The sequence below is a fragment of the Rubrimonas cliftonensis genome (assembly GCF_900107585.1).
Lineage (GTDB): Bacteria > Pseudomonadota > Alphaproteobacteria > Rhodobacterales > Rhodobacteraceae > Rubrimonas > Rubrimonas cliftonensis.
Window position 1 is genome coordinate 1 of record NZ_FNQM01000016.1, and the last position, 22,062, is coordinate 22,062.

Below are 22,062 nucleotides of genomic sequence, written 5' to 3' on the forward strand. Positions count from 1 at the left end.
CCCGAGCGCAGCGCGCGGCTCAGCGCCCGGTCGAAGCCGAGATCCTTCCACAGCTCGTGCAGCGCAAAGACGTCGCCGTAGCTTTGCGCGGGTTCGTGGGTGAGGTGCGAGGCGGTGTTCTCCGCCCGGCCCAGGACGCGGTTGAGCCCACTGATCAGGGGATCCAGCTTCTCGGGCGTGAGATCCTCGATCCGCCCCAGGTTCGCGATCACGCGGTGGCGAACCTTTCCCGCATCATCACGATAGCCCTCGACCAGCTGCAGATAGCGTCGTCCGCCCGACCGGGTGATCTTCGTGTACATGCCGCAACGATATCACGGCAGAAAACTGCTTTCCATCGTGAAATACCGATGACGTGCCACAACACAACTTCGCTGAAATCACCCCCGGGCAAAGGCTAAGTTATTGATTACCCAGAGGCTAACGGTCCGGGTGCCCGAAAATCGGGGCCGGAAGTGTCGAACTCCGGAGTCCCGGGCATTTCGGCTGGACGAGCGCCGGCATCCCCCACCGGCGCGCATCCGGACCTGCCCGAGCCCTCTCGCCCCCTACCGCGCGAACTTCTTGTACTTGATGCGCTTGGGCATGATCGAGTCGGGGCCGAGGCGGCGGACCTTGTCCTCCTCGTAGGCCTCGAAGTTGCCCTCGAACCATTCCACATGGCTGTCGCCCTCGAAGGCGAGGATGTGGGTGCAGATGCGGTCGAGAAACCAGCGGTCGTGCGAAATGACCACCGCGCAGCCGGCGAAGTCGAGCAGCGCGTCCTCAAGCGCCCGCAGCGTCTCCACGTCGAGGTCGTTGGTCGGCTCGTCGAGCAGCAGCACGTTGCCGCCGGACTTGAGCAGCTTCGCCATGTGGACGCGGTTGCGCTCGCCGCCCGACAGCAGGCTCATCTTCTTCTGCTGGTCGCCGCCCTTGAAGTTGAAGGCGCCGCAGTAGGCCCGGCTCGCCATCTCGGCGTCGCCCAGCTTCACTATGTCGAGCCCGTCGCTGATCTCCTCCCACACCGTCTTGTTGGGGTCGAGCGCGTCGCGCGACTGATCGACATAGCTGAGTTTCACGGTGTCGCCGAAGGTGATCGCCCCGACGTCGGGCTGCTCCTGCCCGGTGATCATGCGGAACAGGGTGGACTTGCCGGCGCCGTTCGGCCCGATGACGCCGACGATGCCGCCGGGCGGCAGGCTGAAGGTCAGGTCGTCGATCAGCAGACGGTTGCCGTAGGCCTTGCGCAGCCCCTCGACCTCGATGGCCTTGGCCCCGAGGCGCGGGCCGTTGGGAATGATGATCTGGGCGCGGCCGATGCGCTCGCGCTCGGAGGTGTTGGCCATCTCGTTGTAGGCGTTGAGGCGGGCCTTGGACTTCGCCTGCCGGGCCTTGGGGCTCTGGCGGACCCATTCGAGCTCGCGCTCCAGCGTCTTCTGGCGCGACTTGTCCTCGCGGGCCTCCTGCTCCAGCCGCTTCGCCTTCTGCTCCATCCAGCCCGAATAGTTGCCCTCCCACGGCACGCCGCGGCCACGGTCGAGCTCCAGGATCCACGAGGTGATGTCGTCGAGGAAATAGCGGTCGTGGGTGACGATGAGGATGGTGCCGGCATACTCGATCAGGTGCTTCTGCAGCCAGGCGATGGTCTCGGCGTCGAGGTGGTTGGTCGGCTCGTCGAGCAGCAGCATCTCGGGCGCTTCGAGCAGCAGCTTGCAGAGCGCGACGCGGCGCCGCTCGCCGCCGGAGAGGTCCTTCACCATCGCCTCGTCGGGCGGGCAGCGCAGGGCCTCCAGCGCCACGTCCACCTGGCTGTCGAGCTCCCAGAGATTCTGCGCGTCGATCTGGTCCTGCAGGGCGGTCATGCGCTCCATGAGTTCGTCGGAGTAGTCCTCCGCCATCTTCATCGAGATGTCGTTGAACTCGGTGATGAGCGCCTGCTTTGCGGCGACGCCCTCCATGACGCTCTCGCGCACGGTCTTGGCGTCATCCAGCGCCGGCTCCTGCGGGAGGTAGCCGACCCGGATGCCCTCCGCCGCCCAGGCCTCGCCCTGAAAGTCCTTGTCGATGCCGGCCATGATGCGCATCAGCGTCGACTTGCCCGAGCCGTTCACGCCGACGACGCCGATCTTCACGCCCGGCAGGAAACTGAGGCGGATGTTCTCGAAGCACTTCTTGCCGCCGGGATAGGTCTTGGACACTCCATCCATGTGGTAGACGAACTGAACGGCCATGGCGCGCACCCGGATTGCTGGAGAAGGACGCCAGCGTGTAGCGCGCCGGGGCGGGTCGCGGCAAGGCGGGGGGAGCGCGGGAAGGCTGGCGTCACTCCGGCAGGAAGCGCAGGCCGCCGTACCACGCCTCGGCCGAGAGCCCACGGTTGTCGCAGTCCGACATGATCGCGATGGCGTCGATGCTTGTGACGTCCTCGCCGTGGAGGCGCAGGAAATCCTCGCGCAGGTTGCGCCGCTCGGTGACCCAGCCGCCCGGCGGTCCGGAGCGGACGACGACCATCTTGGCCTGCGACGCGAAGGGGTTGGGCCATGTCGCGCCCTCCGGCTCTGCTGCGGCCCAGACATAGTTGATCGCCTGCGTGTTCCACGGCAGGAGCGCCTCGCGCACGGCGTAGACGCGGGCGGGAAAGTCGTCGCCGCCTTTGGACTTCTCCGAGGGTCCGGGCGCGGGTGCGGCGGCGACCCGCCAGCGCCATTCGAGGATGGGGGTCCGCGTCAGGTCGATCTCTTGTTCAAGAAAGAGCCCCGAGGCGCTGTCGTCGCAGACGGAGTGGACGGCGGGGGCGCCCTCGATCTCGCCGAGGGAGTAGCGCGTCTCGCCGTCGAACTCGTGCGGCGCCCAGCCGGCGATGGCGGCAGGCGCGAAGTCGAGCGCCTGGGCGCCGGCCGGACCGGCGGCGAGCAGCGCGGCGAGGGCAAGGAGCAGGCGGCGCATCGGCAATCCTTCGGGCGAGCAGGTCGCGCGATAGTGGTCGCGGCGCGGCGATGGAGGAAGGCGCCGAAGTGGCGATGTGATGGGATGTGAGTGGCTACAGGGGAACGCCGAGGGGGTGTGCGAAGCCATGCGGCGACGGCGTCGACTGGCTAACCGTGGAAGGCATCAAGCCGCGTCACACAAGACCGAGCGATTGCAGAATAAACTTGATCGTCGGAAAAATGCTTCCCGGCGATGCAGCCTCGATCAAGCCGAGTACGCCAGCGACGCCGCCCGCGCCGCCCAATGTGGGGCGTCTCCGAGATGCCCACTGTCCCAGCCTTACGGCGAACCGGGCGATGATCGAAAGCGCCTGACGCTTCTCCAGTTCGTTGCGTTCGATGAGCACGGCGCGAACGGCGGATTCCTGCCGCATGTCGATCTGGGCAAGCCTTTCGCGCATAGATTGAGACATGGCTCCGAGCAATTGCCCGAAATGCCGTGAAGCGCGCAGGCCTGCGAACGTCTCGGCTTCTACAGCTGCCGCCATCGCGGCGGCTGCCTCTGCGACCCGTTCGGCTGTCGCATCGTCAGTTACCGGGACGCTCTTCAAGGCGTCGCGACGCGCAGCCACTTCAGCGTGGTAGCCGGCCATGAGGGCGGTATGATCGGATGCCAGGTTGGCTAGTTTTGCGGCGAGATAATCGCCGAGCGGGAAAGCGACGTCCTCGTTTCCGGCCCCAGCCGCGATGGCGCGCCCGTAGTAGTCGAGTACGCCCGGCCGCACGCCGTCCGCTCCGCGGTCGGCTTCGACCGCGTATCGTTCAAGATCGCGCAGCAGAGATGGGGGCACATTCGCCTGTGCTGCGCGAATATCGTCAGCCAAGGCGCGCGTGCCCCTCAAGCACCCGCCAGTCGGCCTCTCCAGTCGAGATCGATGAGCGGATCGAGAGGCGTGGGCATGTCCGCCTTTCCGGCCACCATCCGGATTCGACTGCGCCCCTCGTCGATCTTAAAGTCCGCCGGAGCGTCAGCGATGGCCTCGGCTGCGAGAAGGCGGTCTAAATCCTCTATTGCATCCGGGTTGTTTGCTTGCTCAAACTCGTCATGCGCTGAATGCGCCGCTTCCTTTGCGTCGCCCTCCGAATGCGCCGCCATCCGCTTGGCGATCTCGGTGTTGACCGCCTTGGGGCCCTGCTCCCAGAGGGCCTCGGGGAGCAGGACGCGGGCTTCTTCGAGGGCGGGGTCGAAGGGGTCGCCGCGCAGGCGGGCCTCGTACCAGTCGGCCCAGACCTCCCAGCCTTCGTCGGCGGCGAGGAGGCGCTCGCGCAGTTTTCGCCACACATGCGACGCGCTGTCTGGCGTCGCGCCGATCCAGAGCGGGCGTGGCGCGGCGACGCCTGCCGTCGCGTCGGCGCGAAGGGCGGCCGCGTTGGCGGGGCCGAAGCCAAGATGAGAGGCTGCGTGGTCGGACCAGTTGACGGCCGCCGCCGCGTCGGCGCCGGCGGCGGCGGCGGCGCAGCGCGCCGCGAAACGGGCGGCGTTGGCTTCTTGATCGATACTGCGCTCCGCGGCCGCGGCGGCGGCGGCGGCGGTGAAGCCAATCGTCCCGCCAAAGTCTTCCCGCCGGCTTGAAACAATCGACGCGGCCACGGCGCGGAAGATCGCCAGCATCAGAGTTCTGGCGGGACCATTCGGCAGAACCGCCGGTCTCCGCTGCTTCCCGACCTCGCCCGTGTTGGGTCGGCGCCATTCTCGCGCATGGTCGGGGCGGTCGAACGCATTCTCCCAGGCCGGGAGCACGCGCAGCGCTGCGCGCGCCGCGATAGCGACGCTCACGTCGCGCGGTTGCCCACGGAGCCACGCCTCTACGGCCTCACTATTCCTGAAATCCTCCGGAGGGGGCGTTCTCTCGACCATGCTTCGTTCCGGCGGGCTGCGGCTCACGGCACCGTAACCGGGCCGCCCCCCCGGCGCGAAGCCTTCTCCCTTGCGCCGCCGCATTAATCTGTGAAGCTGCCCTTGAGCTAACAACACCGGCGCGGGGCGCGGGGCCGCCCGCGCGCCTCAGGCAGAACAGGGAGCCTGTGCCATGCTTCGCGCACTCGTCATCGCCGCGGTCGCGGCCTTCGCCTCCGCCCTTCAGGCGCAGGAGTTCAAGCCGGCCGTCGTCTACGACCTTGGCGGCAAGTTCGACGGCAGCTTCAACGAGGCGGCCTTCACCGGCGCCGAGAAGTTCAAGGCCGAGACCGGGGTGGAGTACCGCGACTTCGAGATCCAGAACGACAGCCAGCGCGAGCAGGCGCTGCGCCGCTTCGCGCGCGGCGGCTATGACCCCGTCGTGGCCATCGGCTTCAGCCATGCCTCGGCGATGGAGAAGGTGGCGGCGGAGTTCCCGCAGACGCGCTTCGCCATCGTCGACAGCGTGGTGGACCTGCCGAACGTGCGCTCGATCCTGTTCAACGAGCATGAGGGCAGCTACCTCGTCGGCGTGCTGGCGGCGATGGCGGCGGGCGAGGGCGACGTCGGCTTCGTCGGCGGCATGGACATCCCGCTGATCCGCAAGTTCGCCTGCGGCTATGTCGGCGGCGCGAAGTCGATGAAGCCTGACATCGAGGTGTTCCAGAACATGACCGGCACCACCGGCGCGGCCTGGAACGACCCCGCCAAGGGCGGCGAGCTCGCCCGCAGCCAGATCGACCGCGGCGCGGAGGTCGTCTACCACGCCGCCGGCGGCACCGGCCGCGGCGTGCTGCAGGCGGCGGCGGACGCCGGCAAGCTCGGCATCGGGGTGGACAGCAACCAGAACGCGCTGCATCCGGGCAAGGTGCTGACCTCGATGCTGAAGCGGGTGGACGTGGCGGTGTTCGACGCCTTCTCCGACGCGATGAACGACGAGTGGAGCGGCGGCGCGCGGGTGCTGGGGCTGGCCGAGGGCGGCGTCGGCTGGGCGCTCGACGCCAACAACGAGAGCCTGATCACCGACGCGATGAAGGCGGCGGTCGAGGACGCCTCGGCGAAGATCGTGTCCGGCGAGGTGGTCGTGCACGACTACATGGCTGACAGCGCCTGCCCGTACTGATGGGCGCGCTGGCGGGAGCGGGGCGGGCCGGCGTTCGCGCCCTCGCCGCGGCGCTGGCGCTCGGCGCCGCTGCGGGGCCTGCGGCGGCGGACGGGCCCGCCATCGTCTATTCCATCGGCGGCAAGTTCGACGGCAGCTTCAACGAGAGCGCCTTCGCCGGCGTCGAGGCCTGGCGCGGCGAGACCGGCGGCGACGTCATGGAGGTCGAGCCCGGCGACGTGACCCAGATGGAGCAGGCGCTGCGCCGTCTCGCGCGGCGGGGGCGCTACCCGGTGGTGGCGGTGGGCTTCCTGCAGGCCAGCCCGCTGGCGAAGGTCGCCGCCGACTTCCCAGAGACCCGCTTCACGATCATCGACGCGGCGGTGGACGCGCCCAACGTGCAGTCGGTCGTGTTCCGCGAGCATGAGGGCGCCTATGTCGTCGGCGTGCTGGCGGCGATGGCGAGCGAGAGCGGCGTGGTGGGCGTCGTCGGCGGCATGGACATCCCGCTGATCCGCCGCTTCGCCTGCGGCTACGCGCAGGGGGTGAAGGCGACGACGCCGGGCGCCGAGGTGCTGGTGAACTACGCCGGCAGCACGCCCGCCGCCTGGGCCGACCCCGCCCGCGGCGCGGAGCTGGCGCGCGGGCAGATCGACCGCGGCGCGGACGTGATACTGCAGGCCGCGGGCGGCACCGGGCTCGGCGTGCTGCAGGCGGCGGCGGAGGCCGGGGTTCTGGGCGTCGGCACCGACAGCAACCAGAACGCGCTGCATCCCGGCGCCGTGCTCACCTCGCTCCTGAAGCGCACCGACCGCGCCGTGTCGGCGGCCTTCGCGGACTGGACGCCTGGCCTGCGCTCGCTGGGCTGGGCCGAGGGCGGGCTCGACTGGGTCATCGATGAGCACAACCGCGCGCTGATCTCGCCGGCGATGGAGGCCGAGGCGACCGCCGCGGCGGAGGCCATCGCGCAGGGGTTGCTGGAGGTGCGCGACAGCGCGGCCGACGGGACTTGCGCCGCGCCGTGAGCGGCGGCGCGGAGGAAGGGCGCCCCGCGGCGCGCGCCGGCGCGTCCGGGCCGGTCGCCGCCGTGCGCGGGCTCGGCGAAGTGGCGCTGCGCTGCCGGGACATGGGCGCGATGCGGGCCTTCTACGAGGGCGTGCTGGGCCTGACGCCGCTGGCGGCGGAGCGCGGCGGCATCCAGTTCTACGCGCTCGGCCCCGGCTGGCGCGGCCATACCGCGGTGCTGGCGCTCTTCGGCCCAGAGGCGGCCGCGCGGCCGGCGGCGGAGGGGTCGTCTACGCCTGAGACCTCTACCCTTCATCACATCGCGCTGTCGGTGGACTGGGAGGCGCAGGACGCGGCGCTCGCGCGGCTCGCGGCGCTGGGCCTGCCGGCGCGGTCGGAGCGCTTCGACTGGATCGGCTGGCGCGGCGTCTTCACCGAGGACCCCGAGGGCAACGTCGTGGAACTGGTGGCGGCGGACCCGGCGCGGGAGCGCTGAGAGCGGCCGGATCGCGCCGCCGCGCGCGCTCAGGCCAGCCCCACGAGCCTTGCGATATGGCCGACGACGGCGGCGAGCCAGCCGAACTCGGAGGGCAGGCGGGCGGCGAGCGCGGAGAGGCCCGCGACGACGCCGACGCCGGCCGCGGCGAAGGCGGCGCCCTCCGCCGCCTTCTCGACCCCCTTGCCGGCGCCGCGCGCGACCGGGCCGAGCGCATGGGCGGCGAGCGCGCGCAGGGCCGAGCGCGCGGCGCGCAGGTAGGAGCGGCGGGCCAGCGCGGGTGCGAGCGGCGTCGGGTCGTCGGGCGAGGGGTCCGGCGTCGCCGCGTCGCGCAGCTCCGCGAGGCTCTCCGCGGCGTCCTCGGCGATGAGGTCGGGCGCGGCTCTCGCGATGGCCTCCATCGCCGCGGCGGCGTCGGCGACGGCGGCCTGCTCTACCTCCGGCGCGTCGAACCCGCGCGAGACGTCTTCCAAATAGGCCCGCCACTCGGGCAGATGGGCGAGGAAGCGCTGCAGCTCGATGTCGAGCGCGACGAGCTCCGCGGCGTCCTGCGGCATCAGGGTCTCGTCGGCGCGGGCGGCCTGCGCCGAGAGCCGCCCGGCGCAGACGCCGAGCGACATCGCGTCGAGCGCGTCGGGGTCGGGGCCGAGCGCCTCGCGCAGGCGGCCCAGCACGGTGGCCAGGCGCGGGTTCTGCCGCCCGGCGCCGGCGGCGAGCAGGTCGTCCGCCGCCGCGACGAGGCCCGCGCGGGCGGCGGCGACGAAGCCGGGCCGCGCGGCCTCGGCCAGCGGCGGGGCGGGGCGCAGGGCGCCGTCGCGCATCTCGAAATGCACCGGCGCCGGGCGCTCCGCGGGCGGCTCGGGCGCTGACGGCTCATCCTCGGCGCCGGCGCCCTCGCGATCGGCGATCATGCGGGCGATCTCGGCGTTGACGGCGGCGGGGCCGGCGTCCCAGAGCGCGTCGTCGAGCGTCAGCAGGCTGGTCTCGAAGGCGATGTCGGCGGGCCGGCCGTTCAGCCGGTCGCCGAGCCAGTCGAGCCAGACGGCCCAGTCCTCGCCCGCGTCTTGGAGGATGCTGTTCAGGGCGGCGGCGTTCTCGTCCCACCAGCGCGGAGGCTCGCCCGGCCAGAGCTGGCGCATCGGCGGCGGTCCCGGAGCCGGCGCGGGCTCCGGCCCGAACCCGAGATCGTGCAGGAAGGCTTCGCGCAGGTCCGCACGCGCGAACTCGTAGGCTTCTCCCGGCGCCGAGCTCTCCCCGCGGGCGTAGCCGGCAGCCGAGGCGAAGCCGCGCGGCGTGGCGACCGTGCGCGCCAGCCAGGCCGCGGCCTGCCCCGTACGCGAGTTCGTCGGCGCCGTTGGCAGTTTTCGCGCCGACCAGTCCATCGCTGAGCGCAGCGGCTGGGCAGGCCCTCCATGCGCCATGGCCCAGGCCGCGGCGGCCGTGCGGAAGGCGGGCAGGGCGAGCGTGGCGCGGATGGCCGGGTGACGCTCCCGCTGCGACTCCGCCAGCGAGCGGCGGAGCAGGGGCAAAAGGCGGATGACGCCGCGGGCGGCCGCGAGCAGCGCCTTGGCGTCGCTGATCTGCGCGGGGGCGTCCGGCGCGACGGCGCGCGCGATCACGGCGTTGGCCTCGGCGGGGGGCAGCGACCAGACGGGTTCCGGCAGCGCGACGCGGGCGCGCTCGGCCAGCGGGTCGCCGGCCTCGCCGCCGAGACGCGCCTCGTACCAGCCGGTCCAGACCTCCCAGCCCTCGCCGGAGTCAAGAAGCGCGTCCGACAGCCGCGACCACGCCTCGACGGCCCACCGCGGCGCGCCCCCGGGCCAGAGCGGCGCGGCGGCGAGGGATTGGGGCCTGCCGTCGCGTACGAGGAGGGCGGCGTCGGCGCGCATCGCGTCCTCGACGTCGGCCTGCGCGCCGCGGGCGGCGGCTTGCGACGAATGCATGACCTTTGCGCCCGGCGGCGTATCGGGCGTCAGCATGGCGGCGACGCCCGACGCGGCGTCGACGGCGTGGGCGAGCGCGGCCCAGGCGTCGGCGGCGCAGGCGCGCTCGGCGGCGCGGGCGGCGGCGCTGTCGATGTTGGCGGCGCCCGCCGCCGCGGCGCGCCGCGGCTCCGCAAGCCGCGCTCCCGGCCCGCTGCGCGCCGCCGTCCAGGCGGTCGCCGCGGCGCGGAAGCTCGGCAGGGCGAGGCTGGCGCGACGGGCCTCGGCGTCCCACTCCAGCGGCCTGAGCATGGCGGGCAGCGCGCGCAGCGCGGCGCGCGCCGCCAGCGTCTGGCGCGCGGCGGTGTCGAGACCGGCGAGCGTGTCGCGCAGCGCCGGGTCCGGCTCGGCCTCGGAGATGCGGTTCGGGAACTGGGGATGGGACTGCGGCGGGGGCTGCGGCGGAGCGGGCGCGTCGGCCTCGGGACCGAACCCGGCGGGGTAGGCGTGCTCGGCAGCTTCGCCGCCGGCTGCTTCGTCGCGGGGCGCGTCCGGCGGTCGCTCGGGTTCGACGAGCCATGGCAGGCCCTGCTCCACGGCGAGGCGCGCGAGCAAGTCGTTGACGGCGTCGGCGCCCCGGTCCCATGGCAGGCGCGTTTCGGCGACGATGCGGGCGAGGTCGCGCATCGCGGGCGGGTCGCCGCCTCGCGCGCGCGCCTCCCACCAGTCGGTCCAGACGGCCCAGCGGCGGTCGGCCGACGTCAGCCGGACGCGCACGCCCGGCCATGCGGCGGGCGCGGCGCAGTCCGGCCAGAGCGGGCGGCTCAGCAGGCGTGCGGCGTCGTCGCCCCGCTCGACCTGCGCAGCGTCGGCCTCGCTGGCGGCGACATCGTGCTCGCTGAGATTGCGGGAGGCGGCGCCGGCGGCGCGGCCCCGGGCGCTCTGGTCGCGGTAGGCCGCGCGCCTGAGGCAGTAGGCGGCGCAGGCCGCAGCGCGGGCGGCGCGCCCGGCGCCGTCCGCGCGCTGGGTGGACGAAGACACGCCGACGGCGCGCTCGGCGGCGGCGTGGGCGGCGTCAGCGGCATGTTGGGCGGCGGCGGCGGCGGCGACCGCCGCCTCGCTGATGGTCGTCGCCTCCCACGCCGCCTCGTCGAGGGCGAGGAGTTCGGCCCCGCGCTGCGACAGCGCGACGGCGCGGAACCATGGCAGGACGACGCCCTCCCGCCACGCCGCGTCTCGGGGCGCGCGCGAGGGCTCGGCGAGCAGCGGCCCCGCGCGCAGCGCCGCGCGCGCCGCCATGGCCATCGTCACGGCGATGGGCCGGTCCTTCAGCCACGCCGCGGCGTGGCCGGCCGAAAGGAATCGCGGCGCGTCGGAACCCGCCGCCATCGGCTCAGAAGGCGTCCTTGCGGCGGCGGACCTCGCCGAAGACGGCCGCAGCGTCGGCGCCGGGCAGGCCCACGGCCAGCTGCAGGTCAGGCTCGCCAGCGCGCAGGAAGGGGTTGGCGGCCAGTTCCCGCGCGATGGTGGTGGGCGTGGTGGGCAGGTCGTCGGCGCGCAGGGCGCGGATGGCGCGGGCCTCCTCGGCGAGCGCGGGGTTCCCGGTCTCGATGGTCTCGGCGAACATCAGGTTCGCCTCGGTGTATTCGTGGCCGAACCAGACGGTCGTCTCCGGCGGCAGCGCGGCGAGCTTGCAGAGCGAGGCCCACATCATCGCGTGGGTGCCCTCGAACACCCGTCCGCAGCCGAGGCGGAACAGCGAATCGGCGGTGAAGACGGCGCCGGGCTTGGCGAAGTGGAAGGCGATGTGGCCGACGGTGTGGCCCGAGACGTCGATGACGCGCGCGACGCTGTCGCCGAGGGCGATCTCCTCGCCCTCGTCGAGCGCGGCGTCGAGGGCGGGCAGGCGGCCGGCGTCGGCCTTCGCGCCGGCGACCTTGGCGCCGAAGCGGGACTTGAGTGCTGCGACGCCGTCGACATGGTCGGCGTGGTGATGGGTGATCCACACCCAGTCGAGCCCCCAGCCGCGCGCCTCCAGCGCCGCGGTGATCGGCGCGGCCTCCGGCGCGTCGATCACCGCGGTCTTGCCCGAGGCTGCGTCGCGCAACAGATAGGCGTAGTTGTCCGTGCGGCACGGGACGGTGACGATTTCGAGGGTGGGCGCATTGTCGGTCGGCACTGGCTCGGCTCCGCGATAAGGAGGGGGCGGGGCGCGGCGGGCGCGCTCCGTCGGCGTGCGGTCGGGGCGGCCGCCCCGCCGCGCAGGCTAACCGAGGCTGGAGCGCGATGCATCAGGACGCCGTCGATCTGCGCAGCTTCTACTATCGCACGAGGCTGGGCCGCGTGGCGCAGTCTGCCGTGCGCGCCGCGCTGCGCGAGCTGTGGCCGGACGTGCGCGGCGCCTCGCTGGCGGGCTTCGGCTTCGCCGCGCCGTTCCTGCGACCGTTCAAGGCCGAGGCGCAACGCACGCTGTGCTTCATGCCGGCGCAGCAGGGGGCGTTCCACTGGCCGGTCGACCAGCCCAACGTCACCGTGCTGGTGGAGGAGCGCAACTGGCCGGTGCAGCCGGGCTTCTTCGACCGCATCATCGTCGCCCACGGGCTTGAGGTGAGCGAGCGGCCCGGCGCGCTGCTGCAGGAGGTCAACCGCTGCCTGGCGCCGGGGGGGCGGGCGATCTTCATCGCGCCGAACCGCTCCGGCCTCTGGGCGCGGCGCGACGCGACGCCCTTCGGCCATGGCCGGCCCTATTCCTCCGGCCAGCTGGAGCGGCAGCTGCAGGAGCACGGCTTCGAGCCGGAACGGCAGGCCGCCGCGCTCTACGCCCCGCCCTCGCACAAGGCGTTCTGGCTCAGGATGGCGGGGCTGGCGGAGGCGACGGGCCGGCGGCTCGACGCGCAGCGGCTGGCGGGCGTGATCATGGTGGAGACGACGAAGCTCGCCTTCGCCGCGCCGCGCTCGGGCTCCTCGGTCAGCGTGCGCACCCCGCTGGAGGTGCTGGAGGGGCTGGCGGGAGGCCGGCCGCGGCCCGGCAAGGCGATGGGCAAGGCCATGGGTCGGGCGCTCGGCCGGGGAAGCATCCTGCAGCGCTGACTCGCAGTTCATCCGCTTCCCGATGGCGACTATTAACATTACTGGAAAATTCACTGTGGCAATTTAGGCTCCGATCAACTGGTCTTTACATGCCAATTCATAGGGGGAGCCCATGGGGTCTATTTTAACCAATATGGGAGAGATGGTCGCCCTGAAGTCGCTTCGGGGTGCGAATGCCGACCTGGGTCAGGCTCAGAGCGCCGCTAGCAGCGGGCTGGCCATCAGCACGGCGCGAGACAACGCGGCGATCTGGAGCGTCGCCAGCGTGTTGCGCTCGGACGAGAGCTGGATATCCGGCGCCATGGACTCCATGGCGCTGGGAGGCGCCACGGTGGGAATGGCGCGCCAAGTGGCCGAACGCGCCACGGCGCTCCTGACCGACATGAAGGAGCGCATCGTCCTGGCGCAGGGCCGTAACGTCGACCGCCTGAAGATCGACGCCGACATTCAGACGATGAAGGAGGCGCTTCGGGACGTGATCAACGGCGCCGACTTCAACGGCTTCAATCTTCTCGAGGACGCGCGGCCGGACACGCTGACGATCGTGACCGGCGCGACGCGCTCGCCCGCCGGGCTGGAGGTCGCGGCCCTGCAGGTCGAGCGCCGCGTCATGACCCCCCGAGTTCGGCGTGACGACCGTGGCGGCCGGTCCGGTCAGCGGCATCCGCATTCTGGGCGGCGCCTCGGCGCCTGACGGCAACGGCGCCTTCACCTCGGGTGTAGAGGAAACCTTCGGGTTCCGAGCCAATCTGATTTCCCTCGGCGATGAGATCACGACGACGATCAACGGCGCCGCGACGACCTATGTGGTCGCACCCGGCGACCTTACCCTCGCAGGCGCGGTCGATGCGAACGCGCTGGCGACGAACCTGATCGCGTCGCTCGGCGCGACGCCGGCGACGTTCAACAAAGGGTACCTGCCGTCGTAGCCCGACGTGCTTGCGTTCCAGTACGTTGGATATCTCAGCGAGTTCCGTATCGAGTTCGACCGACCGGCCCCTGTGGTGGTGTCGGGGCTGAGCGGGGCGTGGGATCTCAATGTCCGTACGGAGACGGCTGCGGCCGAAGCGCTGGCGATCATCGACCCGATGATCGAGCATGCCGTGGCGGCGGCGTCCTACTACGGTTCGGTGGGCAGGCGGATCTCGTTGCATGAAACGCTGAACGCCCAACTCAAGGACGTGCTTGTGAGCGGGCGCGGCGGCCTGACCGACGCCGACATGGAGGATGTGGCGGCGAAGCTGGTCGCTTCGCAGGTGCGGCGTGACCTGGCGTTGGTTTCGCTTTCCGTCGCCAATGGGCGACCGGAAGTGCTGCTGTCGCTTTTCAGGTGACGCGATCGCGTCAGGTCCGCCCGAACTTGGTCCCCGTCCCGGCCGGGGCCGTCCTCGCGGCGCTCGCCTCGAGCGCGAAGCGCGGGGCCCCGGCGGGACGGCTGGCGCCCGCAGCCCCGCGCCGCTAGAACGCGTCGACCGGGCGGGCGCAGGGCTCGCCCGCCGAGTCCTGCGAGCCGCGCCGATGACCCATCCGCACCCTACGATCGCACCGCGCCCCGGCGTGCTCGACATCTCGCCCTATGTCGGTGGCGAGAGCGGCGCGGCGGGGGCGAACCGGGCGGTGAAGCTTTCCGCCAACGAGAACCCGCTGGGGCCGTCGCCGGCCGCGGTCGACGCCTATCGCGCGGGCGCCGGGGCGCTGGCGCTGTACCCGGACGGCGGCGCGACGGCGCTGCGCGAGGCCATCGCGGCGGCGCATGGGCTGGAGGCGGAGCGCATCGTCTGCGGCGCGGGCTCCGACGAACTCATCGCGCTGCTCTGCAAGGCCTATGCCGGGCCGGGCGACGAGGTGCTGCACAGCCGCCACGGCTTTCTGATGTACGCGATCTCCGCGAGGGCCGCTGGCGCGACGCCCGTCGCCGCGCCCGAGCGCGACCTGACGGCGGATGTGGACGCGCTGCTGGCGGCGTGCAGCGAGCGGACGCGGCTCGTTTTCCTCGCCAACCCCAACAACCCGACCGGCACGCTGATCCGGGCGGCGGAGGTGGCGCGGCTCGCCGACGCGCTGCCGCCCCGGGCGCTGCTCGTGCTGGACGCGGCCTACGCCGAATATGTCGACGCGCCCGGCTACGACGCAGGCGAGGCGCTGGCGAGGGCGCGCGAGAACGTCGTGATGACGCGCACCTTCTCGAAGATCCACGGGCTTGCGGCGCTGCGGCTGGGCTGGCTCTACGGGCCGGCGCATGTGGTGGACGTGATCAACCGGGTGCGGGGGCCGTTCAACGTCTCGGCGCCGGCGCTCGCCGCCGGGGCGGCGGCGGTGGCGGACCATGACTACGTCGCGGCCTGCGCGGCCGAGAACGCGGCCTGGCGCGGCTGGCTGCGCGACCGGCTCGCCGCGGCCGGCGTGCGCTGCACCGAAAGCCACGGCAACTTCCTGCTGGCGGAGTTCGGCGAGACCGGCCCGGCCGCGGCCCCGGAGGCGGACGCCTGGCTCAAGGCGCGCGGGCTGGTCGTGCGGCGGATGGAGGGCTACGGCCTGCCTGGCTGGCTGCGCGTCTCCGTCGGCCGTCCGGAGGACTGCCGGGCCGTCGCCGACGCCGTCGCCGCGTTCAGGGCCGCGCGGGCGTGACGGTCGGGACCGCAGGCGCCGCCGCCAATCGCCCCTCGCCGCTGTTCGACCGGGTCGCGCTGATCGGCCTGGGACTCATCGGCTCCTCCATGGCCTGGGCGATGAGGCGCGACGGCGTGGCGCGCGAGATCGTCGGCCACGCCCGCAGCGCGGAGACGCGGACGGCGGCGATGCGGCTGGGCTTTCTCGACGCCGCCTACGAGACCGCCGCGGACGCCGCGCGCGGGGCCGACATCGTGGTGCTGTGCGTGCCGGTGGGCGCGATGGGCGCCGTGGCGGCGGAGATCGCGCCGAGCCTCAGCCCCGGCGCCATCGTCACCGATGTCGGCTCCACCAAGGGCGCCGTGATCGAGGCGGTGGCGCCGCATCTGCCGGATGGCGCGGCCTTCGTGCCGGCGCACCCGCTGGCGGGCACCGAGCATTCCGGCCCCGAGAGCGGCTTCGCGGAACTGTTCGACAACCGCTGGTGCATCGTCACCCCCGCCCCCGGCGCGCCGGGCCGCGCGGTCGCGAAGGTGCGCGAACTGTGGGAGCGCTGCGGCGCGCAGGTCGACGTGATGGACCCTGCGCGCCACGACCTCGTGCTCGCCGTCACCAGCCACACGCCGCACCTGATCGCCTACACGATGGTGGGCGTGGCGGACGACATGCGACGCGTGACGAAATCCGAGGTCATCAAGTACTCCGCCGCAGGTTTCCGCGACTTCACCCGCATCGCCGCCAGCGACCCGACCATGTGGCGCGACGTTTTCCTGAGCAACCGCGAGGCGACGCTGGAAATCCTCGGGCGCTTCACCGAGGAACTGTTCGCGCTGCAACGGGCGATCCGCACCGGCGACGGACAGCATCTGTTCGACTACTTCACCCGGACGCGGGCGATCCGCCGCGGCATCCTCGATGCGGGCCAGGACACGGCGAAATCCGATTTCGGGCGGGGGCGCGGCGCGGAGCCCCCTGCGCCGGGACCGTCGCCGGTTTCCGTCCCGGCTGATCCCGAGGCCGCCTCCCCGGCCCTCGCTCCCGGCGCCCCTCCGGGCGCCTCTCCGGCCTCCGCTCCGGGCGCCGCGCGCGGGAGCGCCGGGGGGCGATGAGCGGTCCGCGGCGCGGCCTCACGGCGCTGGCGCTGACCGTCCTGCTCGGCGCGTTCTGCGCGCCCGCCGGCGCGAGCCCCGTTCCGACGCCGCGGCCCGGGTCGCCCGCCGTCTCCGCCGAGGCGCCGGGCGGGCCCGGGGCCGTCGAAGGCGCTCCGGCGCCCCGGCCCCGGCCCGCGCGCGCCGAGCATGTCGACGCGCCGGCGGCCCCGGCGGCTTCCTCGACAGGCGCACCCGCGGCGGCGCCGGCGCGCAGGGCGGCGAGCGACGCGCCGAAGCCGGCGCCGAGGCCCGCGTCCAGGCCGGCGCAGCTGGCCTCGCGGACGCCGCCGCCGACCTTCGCGCCGCCGTCGGCGGGCGGGCTCTGCGGCGACGCGCGGCTTCAGGGGCAGGCGATGTCGACGATCGACGGGACGGGGCCCTGCGGCGTCGCCAACCCGGTGCGGCTGCAGTCGGCGGCGGGGGTGAAGCTGACGCGGACAGTAATCGTCGGCTGCGCTGCGGCGCGGGCGCTCGCGGACTGGCTGGAGCAGAGCGCGGCGCCCGCGGCGCGCAGCCTGATGGGGGGGCGGCTGGCGGCGATCACGCCCTTCGCCGGCTATGCTTGCCGCTCGCGCAACTCGCGCGTGGGCGCCCGTCTATCCGAACACGCCTTCGGCCGCGCCATCGACGTGGGCGCCTTCACCGTGGCGGGCCATGGCGAGGTGTCGGTGCTGGAGGGCTGGGGCGGATCCGCGCCGGAGCGGGCGTTCCTGCGCCGCGTCTGGCGCGATGCGTGCGGGCCCTTCGGCACGGTGCTGGGGCCGCAGTCGGACCGCTTCCACCGCAATCACTTCCATCTCGACGTCGCCGATTACCGCTCCGGGCCATACTGCCGCTGACGGACGCGCGTCAGCGGCCCCTGGGGTGGGCTGCGGCGTGGACGGCGGCGAGGCGCGAGCCCTCGACGGCGGCGTAGATCTGCGTGGTGCCGAGCGAGGCGTGGCCGAGCAGCGCCTGGATCGACCGCAGGTCGCCGCCGGCGGCGAGCAGATGGGTCGCGAAGGCGTGGCGCAGGGCGTGGGGGGTGGCGGTCGCCGGCAGGCCGAGCGCCATGCGCGCCGACGCCATCGCCGCCTGCACCGCGCGCGGCCCGAGCGGCCCGCCCCGCACGCCGCGAAACAGCGCCTCCTCGCTCGTCAGCGAGAAGGGCGCGGCGCGGCGGTAGGCCTCGACGGCGGCGCGCGCGGCCGGCAGCACCGGCACGACGCGCTGACGGCCGCCCTTGCCGGCGACGAGCAGGGTCTCGGGCAGCGGCGCGTCGCGGCCCCTGAGCGCCAGCGCCTCGCCGATGCGCAGGCCGCAGCCCCAGAGCAGGGTGAGCGCGGCGGCGTCCCGCGCGCCGACCCAGGGCTCGGCGGCGGCGGCGTCCACGGCGGCGATCAGCGCGCGGGCGGCGTCGGGCGACACGGGGCGGGGCAGGCGGCGCGGGCGCCGCGGGCCGCGCGCGGCGGCGACGGCGGCGTTCTCCGCCCCGGTGGTCTCTGCCAGCCAGCGGTGGAAGCCGCGCACGGCCGAGAGCGCGCGGGCGACGGAGCGCGCCGCGAGCCCGCGCCCGCGCAGCGACGCGACCCAGGCGCGCAGGTCGGCCGTGTCCGCGGCCGCGAGCGCGGCGCCGGTCACGGCCTCGCCGCGGTGGCGGGTGAGAAAGCCCAGCCAGTCGGAGACGTCGCGGCGATAGGCCTCCAGCGTCGCGGGCCTGCGCCCGGCGACCGGTCCGAGCCGCGCGAGCCATCCGTCCAGCAGCGCCGCGGCGGCCTCGCTCACCGGCGCCCCCGGCGGCGCGGCGACTGGCCCGCCAGGGGGGGCGGCGACCGGCCTGCGCCGGTTCGCTCCCCGGCGCGGTCGCCGGCCCGCACCCGGGCGCGCATCGCCTCAAGCGTCCCCGGCCGCATCCGGGCGGGCCTCAGGGAACGAGCCAGCGCCGGCCGGCCCGCGCCACGACCCCGCCGAGGAACGCGACGAGATCGACGCCGTGCTCGGGCGAGAAGCGGTGTGCGTCCTCCGCGCCGAAGGCGAGAAGCGCGCGGGGGCCGCCGAGATCGAGCGCGATGAGCGCCTCGGAGCGGGCGCGCGGCGCGTCGTCGCCCCAGATCAGCTCGGCTTCCGGCGGCGCGGCGCGCAGCCGCACGCCGTCGCGCTCGGGCGTGTCGTCGAGCGCGAGATAGGCGTCGATCGCGCCTTCCGGCAGCGCCACGATGCGGTCGGCCAGCGGCCCGGCGTCGCCGACCTCGGCGCCCGGCTCCAGCGCCAGCCGCGCGGCGTCCACCGTCACGATGTCCGGCGCTTCGACGAGCAGCGCGCGCAGGAAGGCCCGGCGGTCGGCGGCGTCGAGCAGGCGCAGCGCGGCGCGGTGCACCTGGCCGGCGCCGGCCAGGTTCTCGTAGGCGGCGGCGATCACCGAGCGGTGCGCGCGCTCCAGCGTCTCCAGTCGCGTCTCCAGCCGCCGCACCAGCGCGCCGCGCAGGTCGACGACGTTGCGCGCCTCGCCGCCGCCGGACGCCTCGATCAGCGCGCGCATCAGCGCGCCGTCGTCCAGCACCAGCGCCGGCTCGGCGAGGATCGCCGCTCGGAGCGCCGCCGTCTCCTGCGCCGAACGCTTCGCGGGCGCCCCGGCGGCCGCCTTGGCTGCGCCCGGGGCCGACGCGGTCGCCTGCCCGGTCACGCGATCGGCCGCATCATCGGTCACCGGGCGGCCTTTCCGGCGGCCTTGATGGTCTGGCCGGTCTTGGCCCAGTCCGCGAGGAACGTCTCCAGCCCCTTGTCGGTCAGCGGGTGCTTGGCGAGCGCGCGCAGCACCGAGGGCGGCATGGTGCCGACGTCCGCCCCCAGCATCGCGGCGTCGCGGACATGGTTCGGCGTGCGGATCGAGGCGGCGAGGATCTTGGTGGCGAAGCCGTAATTGTCGTAGATCGTGCGGATCTCGCCGATCAGGTCCATCCCGTCGAGGCCGATGTCGTCGAGCCGCCCTATGAAGGGCGAGATGAAGGCCGCGCCCGCCTTGGCGGCGAGCAGCGCCTGGGTGGCGGAGAAGCACAGCGTGACGTTGACCATCCGCCCCTCGTCGGCGAAGACGCGGCAGGCCTTGAGGCCATCCCAGGTCAGCGGCACCTTGATGGCGATGTTGTCAGCGATCTCGGCCAGCGCCCGGCCCTCGGCCACCATCGCCTCGAACTCGGTCGCGGCGACCTCGGCGGAGACCGGGCCGGGCACGATCGCGCAGATCTCGCGCGTGACCTCGATGATGTCGCGGCCGGATTTCAGGATCAGCGACGGATTGGTGGTGACGCCGTCGACCATGCCGGTGGCGGCGAGGTCGGTGATCTCGGCGATGTCGGCGGTGTCCACGAAGAATTGCATGGGTTGCGGCTCCCGGTTGCGGCGGGCGGAGTCTAGAGCAGGCGCGGGCTCGCCGCCAGCATCGGCGGGCAGGCCGGCGGCGGGTTCGTGGCGATGAGCGGCGGGCCCAGCGTCGCGGTCGCCCTGCCGGTGCCGGTGGACCGCCTGTTCGACTACGCCGCGCCGGCCGACCTCTTTCCGGGCGGTCCGCCGCCGCCGGGCGCGCTGGTCGAGGCGCCGCTCGGCTCGGGGCGGACGGTGGGCGTCGTCTGGGGCCCCGGAGGCGCGTCATGGGGCGGCGCCTCGGATCCGCCGGCGGCGCTGAAGCCGCTGATCCGCGCGCTGGAGGCCCCGCCGCTTCCCGAGCCCCTGCGCGCCTTCATCGCCCGCGCCGCCGACTACACGCTGACGCCGATCGGCATGATGGCGCGGCTGGCCTGCCGCGCGCCGGGCCTCGGCGAGCCCGCGCCGGAGCGGGCGGTGCTGCGCCTCGGCCCCGGCGCGCCCGACCGGATGACGCCGGCGCGGGCGCGGGTGCTGGACGTGCTGGCGGCCCTGGGCGGGGCGGGCCTGAGCCCCGGCGATCTGGCGCGCGAGGCCGGCGTCTCGGCCTCGGTCGCCGCGGGGCTGGAGGCCTGCGGCGCGCTGCTGCGCGAGAGCGCCCCGCGCGACGCGCCCTATCCGGCGCTCGACCCCGAAGCGGCGCCCGCCGCGCTCTCGCCCGCGCAGGCGGCGGCGGCGCTGGCGGCGCGCGCGGCGGTGGCGCAGGCGGCTGCGGCGCAGCCGGGCGCCGGCGGCTTCTCGACGACGCTGCTGCAGGGCGTGACCGGCTCTGGCAAGACCGAGGTGTATCTGGAGGCGGTGGCCGAGGCGCTGGCGCGGGGCCGGCAGGCGCTGGTGATGCTGCCCGAGATCGCGCTGACCGCGGCCTTCCTCGACCGCCTGGCGGCGCGATTCGGCGCAGCCCCCGCCGCCTGGCACTCCGGCGTTTCGGGCGCAGAGCGGCGGCGACTGTGGCGCGCGGCCGCCTCGGGCGCGGCGCAGGTGGTGATCGGCGCGCGGTCGGCGCTGTTCCTGCCCTTCGCTCGGCTGGGGCTGATCGTGGTGGATGAGGAGCACGAGGGCGCCTACAAGCAGGAGGACGGCGCGCTCTACCACGCCCGCGACATGGCGGTGCTGCGCGCCTCCTGCGAGGGCGCGGCGGCGCTGCTGGCCTCGGCGACGCCCTCGCTGGAGAGCTGGGTGAACGCCGAGACCGGGCGCTATCGCCGCCTGACCCTGCCGGACCGCTACGGCCCCGCGACGCTGCCGCGGCTCGCGGCGGTGGACCTGCGCCGCGACGGGCCGGCGCGGGGCCGCTGGATCGCGCCGCCCTTGGCGAAGGCGACAGCGGAGCGGCTGGCGGCCGGCGAGCAGACGCTGCTGTTTCTCAACCGCCGCGGCTATGCGCCGCTGACCGTGTGCCGGGCCTGCGGGCATTTCTTCGAGTGCCCCGACTGCGACGCGCGGCTGGTGGAGCATCGCCTGCGCGGAAAGCTCGTCTGCCACCAGTGCGGCCACGCGGAGCCGCAGCCCGCCGCCTGCCCGTCCTGCGGCGCGGCGGACCGGCTGGCGGCGACGGGGCCGGGGGTGGAGCGGCTGGCCGAGGAGGCGGCGGCGCTGTTTCCGCAGGCGCGGGTGGCGCTGCTGTCGTCCGACACCGCGGCGGGGCCGGCGGCCCTGCGCGCGCAGATCGAGGAGATCGCCGGCGGCGGGGCCGACGTGATCATCGGTACGCAGCTCGTCGCCAAGGGCCACAACTTTCCGCTGCTGACGCTGGTGGGGGTGATCGACGCCGATCTCGGGTTGGCCAACGGCGACCTGCGCGCGGCGGAGCGCACCTTCCAGCTCATCCGCCAGGTGTCCGGCCGGGCCGGGCGGGCGGAGCGGCCCGGGCTGGCGCTGATCCAGACCGCGGCGCCGGAGCACCCGGTGATCCGGGCGATCCTCGCCGGCGACGAGGAGGGGTTCCTGCGGCGCGAGGCGGCGGAGCGTCAGGCGGCGGGCAGCCCGCCCTTCGGGCGCATGGCGGCGGCGATTCTCTCGGGGCCGGACGAGGCGAAGACCTGGGAGGCCGCGCGCGCCCTCGCGCGGGCCGGCGGCCCGCTGGAGGCCGTCGGCGCGCGGCTGTTCGGCCCGGCGCCGGCGCCGGTCGCGCGCATCCGCGGCCGGTTCCGCGTGCGGCTTCTGGTCAAGGCGCCGCGGACGGCGCCGCTGCAGCCGGCCCTGCGCGCCTGGATCGCCGCGGCGCCGCCGCGCGGCGGCGTGCGGCTGGCCGTCGACGTGGACCCGCAGAGCTTTCTCTGATGGCGCGCGGCCCCTGAGGCGGCGCGCGGTCGCCGCCGGGGCGGGGCTGCGGGCGGGAGCGGGGGAGTGGCGGGTTGCACGTCCGAGTTGCGCATGGGGCGTCGCGCCGCCTGGCCGGACCGCAGGGAGGTTCCGCCG

At 74.1% G+C, this 22,062-nt stretch carries 20 protein-coding genes and 1 pseudogene; 11 read left to right on the plus strand and 10 right to left on the minus strand.

What is annotated here, in order from left to right:
- From BLW43_RS17670 to BLW43_RS17690, 5 genes and pseudogenes are all read right to left on the minus strand, one after another.
- Positions 1–302 (minus strand): annotated as a pseudogene (locus BLW43_RS17670) (IS1634 family transposase); the annotation flags it as partial.
- A 246-nt stretch (positions 303–548) separates the two neighbouring features.
- Positions 549–2,213, minus strand: coding sequence for an energy-dependent translational throttle protein EttA (gene ettA, locus BLW43_RS17675; RefSeq protein ID WP_093255487.1), 1,665 nt, complete (start codon positions 2,211–2,213; stop codon positions 549–551).
- A 91-nt stretch (positions 2,214–2,304) separates the two neighbouring features.
- Positions 2,305–2,928, minus strand: a complete 624-nt coding sequence (locus tag BLW43_RS17680) for a DUF3047 domain-containing protein (RefSeq protein ID WP_093255489.1) — start codon at positions 2,926–2,928, stop codon at positions 2,305–2,307.
- Positions 2,929–3,103: 175 nt separating this feature from the next.
- Positions 3,104–3,793, minus strand: coding sequence for a hypothetical protein (locus BLW43_RS17685; protein ID WP_139284130.1), 690 nt, complete (start codon positions 3,791–3,793; stop codon positions 3,104–3,106).
- Positions 3,794–3,807: 14 nt separating this feature from the next.
- Positions 3,808–4,911 (minus strand): hypothetical protein, encoded by a 1,104-nt coding sequence (locus BLW43_RS17690; protein ID WP_139284131.1) that lies wholly within the window; start codon positions 4,909–4,911, stop codon positions 3,808–3,810.
- Positions 4,912–4,999: 88 nt separating this feature from the next.
- Here BLW43_RS17690 and BLW43_RS17695 point away from each other — a divergent pair, with 88 nt between their 5' ends.
- Genes BLW43_RS17695 through BLW43_RS17705 form a run of 3 tightly spaced genes read left to right on the plus strand, consistent with a single transcriptional unit; the run spans position 5,000 to position 7,469 of the window.
- Complete coding sequence (locus BLW43_RS17695) at positions 5,000–5,989, plus strand: BMP family lipoprotein (protein ID WP_093255493.1); 990 nt, start codon at positions 5,000–5,002, stop codon at positions 5,987–5,989.
- The gene (locus BLW43_RS17700; RefSeq protein WP_093255495.1) at positions 5,989–6,993 is read left to right on the plus strand and encodes a BMP family lipoprotein; all 1,005 of its coding nucleotides are present in this window, start codon (positions 5,989–5,991) and stop codon (positions 6,991–6,993) included. Before BLW43_RS17695 ends, BLW43_RS17700 begins: the two co-directional genes overlap by 1 nt.
- On the plus strand, positions 6,990–7,469 hold the full coding sequence (locus BLW43_RS17705) for a VOC family protein (protein WP_245731111.1): 480 nt from the start codon (positions 6,990–6,992) through the stop codon (positions 7,467–7,469). The genes BLW43_RS17700 and BLW43_RS17705 overlap by 4 nt, the downstream gene beginning before the upstream one ends.
- A gap of 29 nt (positions 7,470–7,498) precedes the next feature.
- On the opposite strand, the gene BLW43_RS17710 is transcribed toward BLW43_RS17705, so the two are convergent.
- Positions 7,499–10,780 carry a hypothetical protein gene (locus BLW43_RS17710; RefSeq protein WP_093255496.1) on the minus strand — a complete coding sequence of 1,094 codons (3,282 nt, stop codon included), beginning with the start codon at positions 10,778–10,780 and terminating at the stop codon, positions 7,499–7,501.
- 4 nt (positions 10,781–10,784) lie between these two features.
- Entirely contained in the window at positions 10,785–11,570 is a 786-nt protein-coding gene (gloB, locus tag BLW43_RS17715) for a hydroxyacylglutathione hydrolase (RefSeq protein ID WP_093255498.1), read from the minus strand.
- A gap of 107 nt (positions 11,571–11,677) precedes the next feature.
- On the opposite strand from gloB, the gene BLW43_RS17720 reads away from it, so the two are divergent.
- The 7 genes from BLW43_RS17720 to BLW43_RS17750 all read left to right on the plus strand — a co-directional run bounded on the left by BLW43_RS17720 (position 11,678) and on the right by BLW43_RS17750 (position 17,081).
- Positions 11,678–12,481, plus strand: a complete 804-nt coding sequence (locus BLW43_RS17720; RefSeq protein ID WP_093255499.1) for a methyltransferase domain-containing protein — start codon at positions 11,678–11,680, stop codon at positions 12,479–12,481.
- A 133-nt stretch (positions 12,482–12,614) separates the two neighbouring features.
- Complete coding sequence (locus tag BLW43_RS17725; protein WP_281243563.1) at positions 12,615–13,175, plus strand: flagellin N-terminal helical domain-containing protein; 561 nt, start codon at positions 12,615–12,617, stop codon at positions 13,173–13,175.
- The gene (locus BLW43_RS17730; RefSeq protein ID WP_139284132.1) at positions 13,111–13,410 is read left to right on the plus strand and encodes a hypothetical protein; all 300 of its coding nucleotides are present in this window, start codon (positions 13,111–13,113) and stop codon (positions 13,408–13,410) included. The genes BLW43_RS17725 and BLW43_RS17730 overlap by 65 nt, the downstream gene beginning before the upstream one ends.
- Before the next feature lie 6 nt (positions 13,411–13,416).
- Entirely contained in the window at positions 13,417–13,815 is a 399-nt protein-coding gene (locus BLW43_RS17735) for a hypothetical protein (protein ID WP_139284133.1), read from the plus strand.
- Positions 13,816–13,999: 184 nt separating this feature from the next.
- The gene (gene hisC, locus BLW43_RS17740) at positions 14,000–15,109 is read left to right on the plus strand and encodes a histidinol-phosphate transaminase (protein ID WP_093255506.1); all 1,110 of its coding nucleotides are present in this window, start codon (positions 14,000–14,002) and stop codon (positions 15,107–15,109) included.
- Positions 15,106–16,200, plus strand: coding sequence for a prephenate/arogenate dehydrogenase family protein (locus BLW43_RS17745; protein ID WP_175478982.1), 1,095 nt, complete (start codon positions 15,106–15,108; stop codon positions 16,198–16,200). Before hisC ends, BLW43_RS17745 begins: the two co-directional genes overlap by 4 nt.
- The gene (locus tag BLW43_RS17750) at positions 16,197–17,081 is read left to right on the plus strand and encodes an extensin-like domain-containing protein (RefSeq protein WP_093255508.1); all 885 of its coding nucleotides are present in this window, start codon (positions 16,197–16,199) and stop codon (positions 17,079–17,081) included. Before BLW43_RS17745 ends, BLW43_RS17750 begins: the two co-directional genes overlap by 4 nt.
- A 10-nt stretch (positions 17,082–17,091) precedes the next feature.
- Here BLW43_RS17750 and BLW43_RS17755 read toward each other — a convergent pair whose 3' ends face one another.
- From BLW43_RS17755 to fsa, 3 genes are all read right to left on the minus strand, one after another.
- Positions 17,092–18,006 carry a tyrosine-type recombinase/integrase gene (locus tag BLW43_RS17755; protein ID WP_093255510.1) on the minus strand — a complete coding sequence of 305 codons (915 nt, stop codon included), beginning with the start codon at positions 18,004–18,006 and terminating at the stop codon, positions 17,092–17,094.
- Positions 18,007–18,145: 139 nt separating this feature from the next.
- Entirely contained in the window at positions 18,146–18,928 is a 783-nt protein-coding gene (locus BLW43_RS17760; RefSeq protein ID WP_245731112.1) for a DUF484 family protein, read from the minus strand.
- Positions 18,925–19,599 carry a fructose-6-phosphate aldolase gene (fsa, locus tag BLW43_RS17765; protein WP_093255512.1) on the minus strand — a complete coding sequence of 225 codons (675 nt, stop codon included), beginning with the start codon at positions 19,597–19,599 and terminating at the stop codon, positions 18,925–18,927. The genes BLW43_RS17760 and fsa overlap by 4 nt, the downstream gene beginning before the upstream one ends.
- 93 nt (positions 19,600–19,692) lie before the next feature.
- Here fsa and BLW43_RS17770 point away from each other — a divergent pair, with 93 nt between their 5' ends.
- Entirely contained in the window at positions 19,693–21,924 is a 2,232-nt protein-coding gene (locus BLW43_RS17770) for a primosomal protein N' (RefSeq protein ID WP_093255513.1), read from the plus strand.
- Positions 21,925–22,062: the final 138 nt, after the last annotated feature.